We start from the raw sequence: 13,328 nt of genomic DNA on the forward strand, positions 1-13,328 counted from the left end.
GCAAAGGGAAGGGGACTAAAGCAATGAATATCGACAAATTTCAGGAAAGCATGTATCAGCTGATCGTTGAGACATCCACGAATCTTCCGCGTGACGTGCGCCGTGCGATTAAATCAGCGAAAGAAAGAGAAAATGCCGGCACGAGAGCGGCGATGAGCCTAGATACAATTACGAATAATATTAAAATGGCCGATGATAATGTGTCGCCAATCTGCCAGGATACCGGCTTGCCGACATTCAAAATCAAGACGCCTGTCGGTGCGAACCAGCTGGTTATGAAAGAAGCGATCAAAAACGCAATTGCCCAGGCAACCAAGGACGGAAAACTTCGCCCGAACTCTGTTGATTCTTTGACAGGAGCCAACAGCGGGGACAATCTTGGCTTCGGCACTCCTGTTATTAAATTTGATCAATGGGAAAAAGATTATATTGACGCACGCCTGATCTTAAAAGGCGGCGGCTGTGAAAATAAAAATATCCAATACAGCCTTCCATGTGAACTTGACGGCCTTGGCCGCGCTGGACGCGACTTGGATGGAATCCGCAAGTGCATTATGCACTCTGTATACCAGGCCCAGGGACAAGGCTGCAGCGCCGGTTTCATCGGTGTAGGAATCGGGGGAGACCGCTCTTCAGGATATGACCTGGCGAAAGAGCAGCTGTTCCGTTCTGTAGATGATGTGAACACTAATGAAGATCTTCGCAAGCTTGAAGATTATGTGATGGAAAATGCCAATGAGCTTGGCATCGGAACAATGGGCTTCGGCGGGGAAACAACGCTCCTTGGCTGTAAAGTCGGTGTGATGAACCGCATTCCTGCCAGTTTCTTCGTATCTGTGGCTTATAATTGCTGGGCGTTCCGCCGTCTTGGCGTGGCAATCAGCATGGAAACAGGCGAAATTAATGAATGGATGTACCAGGAAGGCGAGCACATCGACTTTGGTGCAACTGAAGCTGAGCTTGAGACAGCGGCAGCAGCAGAAACAGCTGAGCAAACCAACATCGTGACCTTGCAGGCTCCGATCACGGAAGAACAGATTCGAGGTCTTAAGGTCGGTGATGTCGTTCAAATCAACGGCATGATGTACACTGGGCGCGACGCCATCCACCACCACTTAATGGACCATGATGCACCAGTTGACCTTAATGGACAGGTTATTTATCACTGCGGTCCGGTTATGATGAAGGATGAAGACGGCAAGTGGCATGTAAAAGCAGCCGGTCCGACTACAAGTATCCGTGAGGAGCCTTATCAGGGCGATATCATGAAAAAGTTTGGCATCCGTGCTGTAATCGGAAAAGGCGGAATGGGGCCGAAAACATTGGCAGCACTTCAGGAGCATGGCGGCGTTTACTTAAATGCAATCGGTGGGGCTGCACAATATTATGCAGACTGCATCAAATCGGTTGAAGGTGTGGATCTGATGGAATTCGGTATTCCTGAGGCCATGTGGCACCTTAAGGTTGAAGGCTTTACCGCAGTGGTGACAATGGATTCCCACGGCAACAGCCTTCATCGTGATGTAGATAAATCTTCACTTGAGAAACTGGCGCAATTTAAAGAGCGTGTATTTTAATATTGGAACGAGAGAGACTGCATGCGGTCTCTCTTTTTTTGTGCATTTTTGCCAGCCGGCCCTGTGAATGTTTTTTTTTCATTCACAAACACTAAGAAAAAATATTGGAGGAGCTCAGATGAAAAAATTAAGTATCTTCCTGAGTGTATTTATTCTGTTTTTTTCCGGAACAGCTTATGCAAACTATGGCAACTCGCCGGTTCATTGGGGATTTAAAAAAGCAAAAAATGAGGTGCCCGCCGAAGCAGGCAAGCCGCTCGATTCATTGCTTGAACGGCATGGCTCTTATTATAAAGGCGATACAAGCAAAAAGGAGATCTATTTAACATTTGATAATGGATATGAAAACGGCTATACCGGACAGGTCCTGGACGTTTTAAAAAAGGAAAATGTCCCTGCTGCCTTTTTTGTAACTGGCCATTATTTAAAAAGCGCACCCGATCTCGTCAAGAGGATGGCGGCTGAAGGGCATATCATTGGCAACCACTCCTGGCATCATCCTGATATGACAAGAGTGAGCGATGAGAAATTTATCAAAGAGCTCGAAATGGTCCGTGCTGAAACCGAAAAGCTGACTGGTGTTAAGCATATGGCTTATTTGCGGCCGCCGCGCGGAATCTTCAGTGAGCGTACATTGGCTCTTGCTAAAAAGGAAGGCTACACGCACGTATTCTGGTCACTCGCTTTTGTAGACTGGCACACTGACCGGCAGAAGGGCTGGCAGTATTCTTATGACAATATTATGCGCCAGATCCACCCTGGCTGTATTCTGCTTCTGCACACAGTCTCAAAGGACAATGCCGATGCTCTTGAAAAAGCCATTCAGGATCTGAAAAAACGCGGGTACACGTTTAAGAGCCTTGACGACTTGACATGGGAGCAGGCGATTGAGGAGCGGATGCTGTACTGATTAGGTTTGGCCGGTAAAACCTTTAATTCGGCCGGTAAATAATGTACTTTGGCCGGTATCTTCCTTAAAATGGCCGGTAAATCTCCAATATCGGCCGGTAAAACAGCTGAATTTCAATATTTCCATGAAATAGACCCGTTCTTCAGGGTCTATTTTTACATAAGCGAACAATGTTAGAAAAATAACAGCAAAAAATGCTATAATCGGGGAAAATGATAAAGGACGGATTCTTCTTGGAAAAGATACAAGTAGAAGGACCTTATAATTTTGACCTCGTACTGGACAGGCTTTCGAACGATCCTCTTAATCAGGTTAATATAGAGGAAAGGTCTGTGAAAGTGCCTCTGATGCTAAGCCATCAGCCGGTTGTGGCAGAAGTAAAGGCAATCGGAACGACGGAACAGCCGGAATTTTTAATTTCCGGAACGGATGGCCCCCTTAAAGAAAAGGCAGCTGAGCGCCTATCGGAAATATTTCAATGGCATCTGCCGCTTGAGACCATTCACAGGCATTTTCAAAACACAGAATTACAGCCGATATTTGAAGCGCATTATGGAACACCTATTGTGCTCGACTTTGATCCATACGGCTGTATCTTGAAATGCATTATACATCAGCAGCTGAACCTTGCGTTTGCACACACATTAACAGAGCGGTTTGTGAAAACCTTTGGATTTGAACAAGACGGTGTGTGGTTCTATCCGCTGCCTGAAAAAGTGGCGGAACTTAAGGTGGAGGACCTGAGGGAACTGCAGTTCAGCGGACGGAAGGCTGAATATGTGATTGGCATTGCAAAAGAAGCGGCCGCGGGAAATTTAAACTTTGATGAGCTTAGAAACCTTGCAGATGAAGAAATTTATGATAAACTGATCAAATTGCGCGGTGTCGGACCCTGGACTGTCCAGAATTTCTTAATGTTCGGGCTTGGCCGGCCAAATCTTTTTCCGGCTGCAGACATCGGCATTCAAAATGCCTTGAAAAAACTATATAAATTAGAAGCGAAACCGACTCTGGAAGAGATGGAGACATTTTCAAAGAGCTGGAATCCTTATTTGAGCTATGCTTCGCTTTATTTGTGGAGAAGCATCGAGTAATTTGGAGTGATAAAGGATCATGAAACAAGAACAAACAGCTAAATTAAAACTAAAGCAGACGTTCCCGCTGACAATTAAAAGGCTTGGCATCAATGGTGAAGGTGTCGGATATTTTAAAAGGCAGGTTGTATTTGTACCTGGGGCACTGCCTGGCGAGGAAATCGTAGCAGAAGCCACAAAGGTAAATCCAAAGTTTTCTGAGGCCAAAATCAAGAAAATCCGCAAAAAATCGGAGTTCCGCGTCCAGCCCCCATGCCCGGTCTATCATGAATGCGGCGGCTGCCAGCTGCAGCATCTCCGCTATGATCAGCAGCTGAAGGAAAAGCGGGATATCATTATTCAAGCTTTAGAACGGCACACCAAGCTGAATCCTGAGAAGCTGGATATAAAAGAGACCATTGGAATGGAAGATCCATGGAGCTACAGAAATAAAAGCCAGTTCCAGGTTGGCCAAAAAGACGGGAAGGTGCTGGCCGGTTTATATGGCATGAATTCGCACCGCCTGATTAATATTGAGCACTGTGCGGTCCAGCATCCGCAGACAACAAAGGCGACAGAAACAGTGAAGGGGATTCTCCAGGACCTGCGAATCCCCATTTATAATGAGAGAAACCGCAAAGGCATCGTGAGAACCATCGTTGCCAGGGTGGGGATACAGACAGGCGAACTGCAGATCGTATTAATTACAGCTCAAAAAGAGCTTCCTAAAAAAGAAATCATTATCGAAAAAATAAAAAGTGAGCTGCCTGAAGTAAAGTCCATCATCCAAAACGTGAACGGTGAAAAAACCTCCATTATTTTTGGACAGGAAACCACGAATCTGGATGGAAGCGACTTTATCCAGGAAACACTTGGAGACCTTCAATTTGAACTATCGGCACGGACTTTCTTCCAGCTGAACCCTGAACAGACCGTCAAACTTTATAATGAAGTCAAAAGAGCAGCGGCTTTAACCGGCAAGGAAAAAGTAGCTGACGCATACTGCGGTGTCGGAACGATCGGACTATGGGTAGCTGAGCAGGCAGCCGAAATCCGCGGCATGGATATCATCAGGGAATCCATTGAAGACGCCAAGAAAAATGCGGCCCGCCATGGAATTAAGCATGCCCAATACGTGGTCGGCAAAGCAGAAGAATGGCTTCCGAAATGGACAAAAGAAGGCTGGAAGCCGGACGTCATCATCGTCGATCCGCCAAGAACAGGACTGGATCAGCAGCTGTTAAAGACTATTTTGAAAGTCCAGCCAAAGAAAGTGGTTTATGTATCGTGTAATCCATCAACATTGGCGAAAGATATTTCGGTCTTGAGCTCCAAATATAAAGTAAATGGCATCCAGCCTGTGGATATGTTTCCGCAGACGGCGCATGTTGAGTGTGTGGCACAGCTCATTTTAAAAGAAGGCAACTAACCCTTAAGGGAAGTTGCCTTTTTGTTTGTGGAATGGAAATCCGATTAATTCATTCCCGTTTTAAATGTCTGAGGATATTAAGGCACGAACAAAAATCGGCCCTTTTTTAAGAGCCGAGTTAACAAGCAAATTACAGTATTGATTCAAACTGTTTGGAGTAGAGGCTTGAATAGGCTCCATGTTTTGCAAGCAGCGCATCGTGTGTTCCTTCTTCGACAATACCCTCCTCAGTCAAAACGATAATCCGCTGTGCGTTCCGAATTGTTGAAAGGCGGTGGGCTATGACGAGGGTTGTTCGCCCTTTTGCGAGTAATTCTAGTGAGTCCTTAATGATGCTTTCGCTTTCGTTATCAAGTGCACTCGTTGCTTCATCCAAAATGAGGATTGGCGGATTCTTAAGGAATACGCGGGCAATGCTTAGTCGCTGTTTTTGTCCGCCCGAAAGCCTGACCCCCCGCTGACCAATTCCAGATTGGTAACCGTCTGGCAGCTTCATGATAAAGTCATGTGCATTGGCGCACTGGGCCGCAGCGATAATTTCCTCATCACTTGCATTGGGATTCCCATACCGGATATTATCCATTACCGTTCCAGCAAACAGGTAAACATCCTGCTGAACGATACCGATGTTTTTTCTTAATGAATAAAGATCGATATCACGGATATCAATTCCGTCCAGCATTATCTTGCCGTCAGTTACATCATAAAAGCGGGGGATAAGAGAGCAGAAAGTCGTTTTGCCTGCACCCGATGGGCCAACCAAGGCAACATATTCTCCCTGTTTTATTTTAAGCGACATATTTTCCAAAACATGATCCAAATTATCTTCATACCGGAATTGAACATGCCTGAATTCAATTTCACCAAGGACTTTCTTGAGACTCACGGCATTCGGTTTGCTTTCAATTGCGGGCTTTAGATTCATAATTTCCATAAAGCGCTGAAAGCCGGTAATTCCTTCCTGGAGTTGCGTGCTCATATGAACCATTTTTTGAATCGGTTCCAGCATAAAATTTATATACAGCAAAAAAGTAATTAAATCTGCTAAATCAAGTGTGTTTTTTACAATACTGGCACTGCCGAAAATAATAACTGCAATTGTAATCAGCTGGATAAATGTTTGTACCCCATTGTAAAAAATCGCTTCTGCTTTATAGAAGGCTATCCTGCTTTCAAGGAAGAGGTTATTTTCACGAGCGAATTTTTTAATTTCCACTTTTTCATTGGTGAACGATTTTACAACGCGGATGCCAGCCAGACTATCCTCTACCTGAGCGTTTACGTCGGCAATCCTTTCTTTGTTCTTTCTTAATGCCCTGTTTTCAATCTTATTGAGCTGAAAAATAAATAAACCCAGGAACGGCAAAAAGCAAAATACAATAATCGTCAGGGGGGCATTGATGAAAAATAAGATGACAAACGCACCGACTAAACGAACCAGGTATTTTAGATAATCTTCTGGTGCATGATGGTATAGTTCGGAGAGCATCAATAGGTCGTTCGTAATCCTCGACATGAGCTTGCCGATTTTTTCTTTATCGTAAAAACTGAAAGAAAGTTTTTGCATGTGCTCAAACAGTTCGCCGCGCAGGGCGCTTTCCATGCGAGCGCCTAATTCATGTCCTTTAAAGTCAACAAAGTAATTCGCAAGATTTTGGATTGCGGTTAGAACAAGCATCAGCCCGCCAATCCAAAACACTTTATTTAATGCGATTGACAGGTCCCCTTCAAGGACGTCCTTTGTAATATACCTTACGAGAAGTGGAAACAACAAAGACAAGGCGGAGACGATAAAGGCACATGCCAATACGGACAATAATAATTTCCGATAAGGCTTATAATAAGAGAAAAATTTTTTGACTGGAAAATCCATGAGTTACCCCTTTATGTGTTATTTAAATAAACACATATAAGGGAGTACACCGTTACAATTAAAGAAGTGTTTCTCCCTTATATGTTTGTACGGTTTTGTTCATGATGTTTCTCATTGAAATTCCTCCTTAATCATTGATAAGAAAATTATAATCTAATTGTATTAAATGTGTACAGAATATTCGTAAAATTAATGCACCTAAACCTTTTTTAGAAAAAACATTTTATAGGCTTCTTTCAGACCCTATCCTGAAACAAGCCCGAATAAGGAGTGATATGCTATTAACCGCTCTTTCTTTGTTGGAATAATAAAGTGCTATGCTCGAACGATGAACTGTCCCCCTGACCCGCCTAATGAGTTCAGATTGACCCCTTTGAAGCATTCCCGGTTGAGCAAACCAATACCATAGAGTACTACAAAGAATACTAACAAAATGATATATACAGTCTCTCTTTTTCAGTCAGCTGAAGGGTTTCATTCCTGATGTATTAATCAGCCATATTAAAAATTTTTTAATTCACCCTGTCCTTTTTGCTGTTTTCTTTATATATAAGGGGTGAGGGAGCTGAATCAATGGATAGTCTCAATGATGATCATGATGTGATTCGGCGAACCATTTCTGAAGATATTTTGGAGGGATTCAAATGAGCAAGTTTTTGGTGGGGGAGCGGCCTATTATATTGATTCCATCGCTCGCGGTGAAGCTGGGAATGAAGGAGGCGATCGTGCTTCAGCATGTCCATTATTGGCTTTCAGTCAGCAGGAATGAGAAGGATGGCCGAAAATGGGTTTACAACACGTATGGAGAATGGAAGAAACAGTTGCCTTTCTGGTCGCTGAGTACCATTAAACGGACAATTGCCATTCTCGAGGAAAAGGGTTATCTCCTGTCGGATAACTTCAATGCGCATAATTGGGATCAGACGAAATGGTATTCGATTGACTATGAAAAGCTGAGGGAGATTGAAGGAGAGTTAAAGGGGCCCATTCAAATAAAGGGCGGTGAATATTCCCATCAGGATGACGAGGAAACGGAAATTCCGTACGCTGCCATCATCCAATATCTTAATGAGAAAACGGATTCGGGCTACCGGGAGAGCTCCAGGAAATCGAGGAGTCTGATCAGGGCTTGGTGGGAACAAGGCTTCACGCTGGGGGATTTTCAAAAGGTTATTGATTTGAAGGCAGCGGAATGGAAGAGAGACCCGCAATATTCCCGCTACCTGAGACCTGAAACACTGTTTGGCTCAAAATTTGAAGCGTATTTAAATCAAAAGCCGCAGGCACAACAACTGCGGGAGGAAGATTTTAACCTTGACTGACAAAACGGACTTGCTAAAGAGCCGCTGATTAAAAACTAAGGAAAAAATATCTAATGTGAAACCTCTGCAGGCCGTTTGATAAAAAGTGACCAACCATGGTATAAGTGTATAAGTAGCAGAAATAAGCTGCTTTTAATTTTGGGATATGGGTTAGCATGATATCCCTTAATGAGAGGATTGGAATGTAAAAATGAAAGAAAATTTCTGGCGTGAGTTACCGCGGCCATTTTTTATACTGGCACCCATGGAAGAGGTGACAGATGTTGTTTTCCGCCATGTGGTGAGTGAAGCAGCAAGACCTGATGTGTTTTTTACTGAGTTTACAAACTCAGATAGTTATTGTCACCCTGAGGGGGTCAATAGTGTACGAGGGCGTTTGACTTTTACTGAGGATGAACAGCCAATTGTCGCACATATCTGGGGAGATAAGCCTGAATACTTCCGTCAAATGAGTATTGGGATGGCGGAAATGGGCTTTAAGGGATTGGATATCAATATGGGCTGTCCGGTCCCCAATGTGACCCAGAATGGGAAGGGAAGCGGGCTGATCCGCCGTCCCGAACTGGCAGCAGAACTAATACAGGCAGCCAAAGCAGGAGGTTTGCCGGTAAGTGTAAAGACAAGGCTTGGCTTCACAGAGGTAGACGAATGGAAGACCTGGCTGAAGCATATTTTGGAGCAGGACATTGCGAATCTTTCCATCCACCTGCGAACACGGGACGAAATGAGCAAAGTGCCGGCGCATTGGGAGCTGATTCCGGAGATTAAGGAACTTCGTGACCAGGTTGCACCGGATACACTTTTGACGATCAATGGAGATATTCCTGATCGTCAAAAGGGCTTGGAGCTTGCCGAGAAATACGGGATTGATGGAGTCATGATTGGGCGCGGCATATTCCATAATCCATTTGCCTTTGAAAAGGAGAAGAAGGAACATACAAGTGAGGAATTGCTGGCCCTCTTAAGATTGCATATGGATCTCCATGATCAATATTCACATTTAGAGCTGCGGCCGTTCACGGCTCTTCACCGCTTCTTCAAGATCTATGTCAAAGGATTCCCAGGGGCAAGTGCACTAAGAAATCATTTGATGAACACAAGGTCAACAAATGAAGTGCGTGAATTGCTTGATGCCTTTGCGTCACAGAACCTTGAAAATAATAATTGAATTCTTAAGGGGGATGGGCTAGCGGTCCATCCTCCTTTTTTATAAATAAATTTTGGCTTTCTTCACAAGGTTTCTGAGTTGATTGTAGCGGAAGGTAGGAGACTCGGCGGGAGTAGCGGGACAGGCGAGACCCCGCAGACGCGCAGCGTCGAGGAGGCTCACCGACCGCCCCGCGGAAAGCGAGCAGCCTTGAGCGGAAATCAACGGACAGCATTGCTAAGCGAAAACAACAATATATAGGAAAAGAATCAAAATATTAAACTTGAGGTACGAGGATGAAAGCTTTTTTATTATGCACATTCATGGTATTTTCTTTTGCAATCATAACAGGCTGTCAATCAGCTGAAACAATGGTTCTCTTAGATGAAGAAATCAAAGAAATCAAAGTTTCAAAATCAGAGGGTTTAGGCGGAATAAATGAAGAAAGTTTTATTTCTTTCAAGGACAGAAAATCGATCGCTGTATTTGAAAAAGCAATAACAACTGCTGTAAAACAGTCAGGGAAGGCAGATATTAGTAAACCTGAGTATGATATAGCAGTAGAATACAAAGGAGATCTCCCTTCTCACGGCATTCATTTATGGCTCGGTGAGGATAATGAAAAGAGCGCATTCATGTATATTACCAATGAAGATATTTACCAGACTTCACCGCAAATGACAAAGAAACTAAGAAGCCTAATCCTCTCAGACTAACTCCCTCCAAGGCTTTCCTGCCTCGATTTGGAATATTATCTCATATGGTTAACTATCCGAAAAAGGGGTATATAATCACTAAACCAAAAGGAGGTGGCCAAAAATGGAAGTAGAAGTTTTGTGTAACGTGGAAAACTGTAAGTACTGGGCTGAAGGTGATAAATGTGTAGCTGACTCTATTTATGTGATTGGCCAGAATGGCCGGGAAGCGGATGAAATAGAGGAAACAGCCTGTAAAACGTTTGAGCCAGATGCATAAGCATGAGAAAGCCTGACCGCCGGAGGATGAAAAAATCCCGGCTGTCAGGTTTTTTTACATACAAAAAGATGCCCGCTATGTTTTACAAGAAAGGGTATAATAAAGGAAAATGACTATAAAACCATGAAGGCAAGGAAGGAGTTATGATGACAATTAGCAATGAAATCGGATGGAATTTTGATAATAGCTATGCGCGGCTCCCGCAGACATTCTTCTCAAAAATGAAGCCTAACCCTGTACAATCCCCTGAGCTGGTAATCCTTAACGGGGAACTGGCGAAATCTCTGGGGTTAAATATGGATGCTTTGACAAGTGAAACAGGCATTGAGGGCCTTTCAGGCTCTCAAGTTCCAGAAGAAGCTGAACCTCTTGCTCAAGCTTATGCAGGACATCAGTTTGGACATTTTAATATGCTTGGGGATGGCCGGGCAATGCTGATTGGCGAGCAGATAACACCAGAGGATAAAAGGGTCGACATTCAGCTGAAGGGCTCCGGCAGAACGCCATTTTCGCGCGGCGGAGATGGGCGGGCGGCTCTGGGCCCTATGCTCCGGGAGTACATTATCAGTGAAGCCATGCATGCCCTTGGAATTCCCACTACCCGCAGTCTGGCGGTTGTAACAACAGGGGAAGCCATTATCCGGGAGACCATGCTTCCGGGTGCGATCCTGACAAGAGTTGCGGATAGCCATATACGGGTGGGGACTTTTCAATATGCGGCGAATTGGCGGCCTGTTGGGGAGCTTAGAACCCTGGCAGATTACACGATTGAGCGTCATTATCCTGAAATCAAAGAAGATGACAATCCTTACCTGGCTCTCCTAAAGAAAGTGATCCAGCGTCAGGCTGCTCTCATTGCGAAATGGCAGCATATAGGCTTCATCCATGGAGTCATGAACACCGACAACATGGCAATCAGCGGAGAAACGATTGATTATGGTCCGTGCGCCTTTATGGATAAGTATGATCTGGCAACTGTCTTCAGTTCCATTGACAGGGAAGGCCGTTATGCTTATGGAAATCAGCCGTATATTGGCGGCTGGAATCTGGCGAGATTTGCGGAAACCCTTTTGCCTCTGCTGCATGAAGAGGAAGAGGAAGCTGTTAAAATAGCTCAGGGCGCCATTTCAGAATACAATAAAATGTATCAGGACTATTGGCTTGCCGGCATGAGGGCAAAGCTTGGGATCTTTAATGAAGAAGCAGAAGATGAAGCCCTTTTTACCGGACTTCTAAAGATTATGCAAAAGTCTGAAGCCGATTATACGAACACATTCCGTGCCTTAACGCTGGGCGACCTTGAGAACACTGTGTTAGGTAATAATCAGGAATTTGCCGGCTGGCATGGTCAATGGCAGGAAAGGCTGACCAGGCAGAAGGAAACGAAAGAAGAAGTAAATCAGTTAATGAGGGCCAGCAACCCGGCCGTCATCCCGCGAAACCACCGGGTGGAAGAAGCTCTGGAAGCAGCGGTTAACAATGGAGATTACAGCGTGATGAAAAAGCTTCTTGCAGTGCTGGAGAATCCTTATGCTTATAGGGAAGATCAGGAAGAATACTGCAGGCTTCCAGAGCCAGCCGGCGCACCCTATCGAACATTTTGCGGAACTTAATAACAATAAATAGGCAAAGCCTGACCCATTATCGGGTCGGGCATTTTTTATTATGCAGGAATTTTCATTTTAGAAAAGAATACTATCTATGATTAAAAAAGGAGGGAATTTCCATGTTAAATCAATTATGTGTTATTACGATCAAAGTAAAGGATTTGAAAAGTGCGGTGAATTTTTATACTGAGGTTTTAGACTTCAAAGTATCGAAACATTATGGAGATAAAATTGTCAGTCTTGTACATAATGATGTGCCGGTTGTTCTGGAAGAAAGCGCAGATGAAAAAACGGGATCAAACGTATTGCCTGGAATCCTCTCAAAAAATATCGAAAGTGATTTTAGCAAAATGAGAGAAGCTGGTGTGAAAATGCTTTTTGAAAATCCTCAGCCATGTCCTCCTGGCCGTTACTTCATTATTGAGGATCCTTCAGGAAATCAAATTGAAATAGTTGAGTTCACTAATTGATAGAAGAGTTCTAATGGCAGGAGAAGCTGGTGCTTATTGTTGACATCATGAGCTCACAATGTTACTTTTGATATAGAACATACATTCGATTTGGTGATTGACTTGAACATACAGCTTAAAGAAATCATATCAAAAAGTATCTTAACACCTGCCAAAGGTGCGATAGACAATTTTACTCATTCATTGAACCCCTATGCGGGCTGTGCTTTTGGCTGTAAATATTGCTATGTAAGGGAGCTCCCTGTTTCCATTTTCCGTGAAGAGGAATGGGGTGCGTGGATTGATATAAAATCAAATGCGGCAGAGCTTTTGGAGAAAGAATTGGCTAAAGCCAAAAAAAGGGGAAAAGTTGCTTTATTTATGTCCTCTTCCACAGATCCTTACCAGCCGATTGAATATACCTCAAAACTGACCAGAAGTTTATTGGAAGTTATGTTTGAAAATCAGCCTGACTTTTTACATGTACAAACCCGTTCGCCATTGGTAAAGCGGGATATCGATTTATTCCAGCAATTCAGAGATAGAATCAGAATTTCTATGACAATCGAGACAGACAAAGAAGAAGTCAGAAAAGCATTTGCACCAGCGGCACCTCCCATCCCGGCAAGAATGGCTGCACTAAAAGACATAAAAGATGCAGGAATTATAACTCAGGCAACACTGGCCCCGTTACTTCCATGCTCGAGGGAATTTCCTGCAAAACTTAAATCTATTGCCAACCGTGTTACGATAGACGATTTTTGGATGGGGGATGGAAGCGGAGGAAGAAGGACCGAAAGACTGGGAATCCGTAAGATTTTTGATGAGCTTGGTTTGGAGAAATGGTATAATCCGTCTGCATATAAAGTGGTTCTTAAAATGCTGGAGCAGGAATTTCAAGATGCACCCATTCAATTAGGTGTATCAAAAACGGGGTTCAGCCCCGATGGCAAATAGCTGACTAAA

At 44.0% G+C, this 13,328-nt stretch carries 13 protein-coding genes; 11 read left to right on the plus strand and 2 right to left on the minus strand.

From position 1 onward, the window contains the following. The first annotated feature begins 23 nt into the window (after positions 1–23). Entirely contained in the window at positions 24–1,577 is a 1,554-nt protein-coding gene (locus tag NAF01_RS05395; protein ID WP_284709497.1) for a fumarate hydratase, read from the plus strand. Between the two features lie 118 nt (positions 1,578–1,695). Continuing rightward, complete coding sequence (pdaA, locus tag NAF01_RS05400) at positions 1,696–2,487, plus strand: delta-lactam-biosynthetic de-N-acetylase (protein WP_250801946.1); 792 nt, start codon at positions 1,696–1,698, stop codon at positions 2,485–2,487. On the opposite strand, the gene NAF01_RS24950 is transcribed toward pdaA, so the two are convergent. Further along, the gene (locus NAF01_RS24950) at positions 2,488–2,613 is read right to left on the minus strand and encodes a hypothetical protein (RefSeq protein WP_284709498.1); all 126 of its coding nucleotides are present in this window, start codon (positions 2,611–2,613) and stop codon (positions 2,488–2,490) included. Positions 2,614–2,699: 86 nt separating this feature from the next. Here NAF01_RS24950 and NAF01_RS05405 point away from each other — a divergent pair, with 86 nt between their 5' ends. Together NAF01_RS05405 and rlmD are read left to right on the plus strand one after the other, a co-directional pair. Continuing rightward, entirely contained in the window at positions 2,700–3,581 is an 882-nt protein-coding gene (locus NAF01_RS05405; protein ID WP_197214417.1) for a DNA-3-methyladenine glycosylase family protein, read from the plus strand. Positions 3,582–3,600: 19 nt separating this feature from the next. Next, complete coding sequence (rlmD, locus tag NAF01_RS05410) at positions 3,601–4,989, plus strand: 23S rRNA (uracil(1939)-C(5))-methyltransferase RlmD (protein WP_250801947.1); 1,389 nt, start codon at positions 3,601–3,603, stop codon at positions 4,987–4,989. A 130-nt stretch (positions 4,990–5,119) separates the two neighbouring features. On the opposite strand, the gene NAF01_RS05415 is transcribed toward rlmD, so the two are convergent. Further along, complete coding sequence (locus tag NAF01_RS05415) at positions 5,120–6,862, minus strand: ABC transporter ATP-binding protein (RefSeq protein WP_226619381.1); 1,743 nt, start codon at positions 6,860–6,862, stop codon at positions 5,120–5,122. Positions 6,863–7,506: 644 nt separating this feature from the next. On the opposite strand from NAF01_RS05415, the gene NAF01_RS05420 reads away from it, so the two are divergent. From NAF01_RS05420 to NAF01_RS05450, 7 genes are all read left to right on the plus strand, one after another. After that, positions 7,507–8,184, plus strand: coding sequence for a conserved phage C-terminal domain-containing protein (locus NAF01_RS05420; protein WP_226619380.1), 678 nt, complete (start codon positions 7,507–7,509; stop codon positions 8,182–8,184). Positions 8,185–8,374: 190 nt separating this feature from the next. Then, positions 8,375–9,352 (plus strand): tRNA dihydrouridine synthase, encoded by a 978-nt coding sequence (locus tag NAF01_RS05425; RefSeq protein WP_226619379.1) that lies wholly within the window; start codon positions 8,375–8,377, stop codon positions 9,350–9,352. A gap of 275 nt (positions 9,353–9,627) precedes the next feature. Then, the gene (locus NAF01_RS05430; RefSeq protein WP_226619378.1) at positions 9,628–10,047 is read left to right on the plus strand and encodes a YhfM domain-containing protein; all 420 of its coding nucleotides are present in this window, start codon (positions 9,628–9,630) and stop codon (positions 10,045–10,047) included. A gap of 103 nt (positions 10,048–10,150) precedes the next feature. Further along, complete coding sequence (locus tag NAF01_RS05435) at positions 10,151–10,306, plus strand: DUF1540 domain-containing protein (protein WP_064503396.1); 156 nt, start codon at positions 10,151–10,153, stop codon at positions 10,304–10,306. Positions 10,307–10,452: 146 nt separating this feature from the next. Beyond that, a complete protein-coding gene (locus tag NAF01_RS05440; protein ID WP_226619720.1) occupies positions 10,453–11,919 on the plus strand; it encodes a protein adenylyltransferase SelO in 1,467 nt (488 codons plus the stop codon). A gap of 113 nt (positions 11,920–12,032) precedes the next feature. Next, positions 12,033–12,383: a VOC family protein gene (locus NAF01_RS05445; RefSeq protein WP_226619377.1), complete on the plus strand. Its 351-nt coding sequence runs from the start codon at positions 12,033–12,035 to the stop codon at positions 12,381–12,383. Positions 12,384–12,485: 102 nt separating this feature from the next. After that, a complete protein-coding gene (locus NAF01_RS05450) occupies positions 12,486–13,319 on the plus strand; it encodes an SPL family radical SAM protein (protein ID WP_264193744.1) in 834 nt (277 codons plus the stop codon). Positions 13,320–13,328: the final 9 nt, after the last annotated feature.

It is taken from the genome of Cytobacillus firmus, from assembly GCF_023657595.1.
Lineage (GTDB): Bacteria > Bacillota > Bacilli > Bacillales > Cytobacillaceae > Cytobacillus > Cytobacillus firmus_B.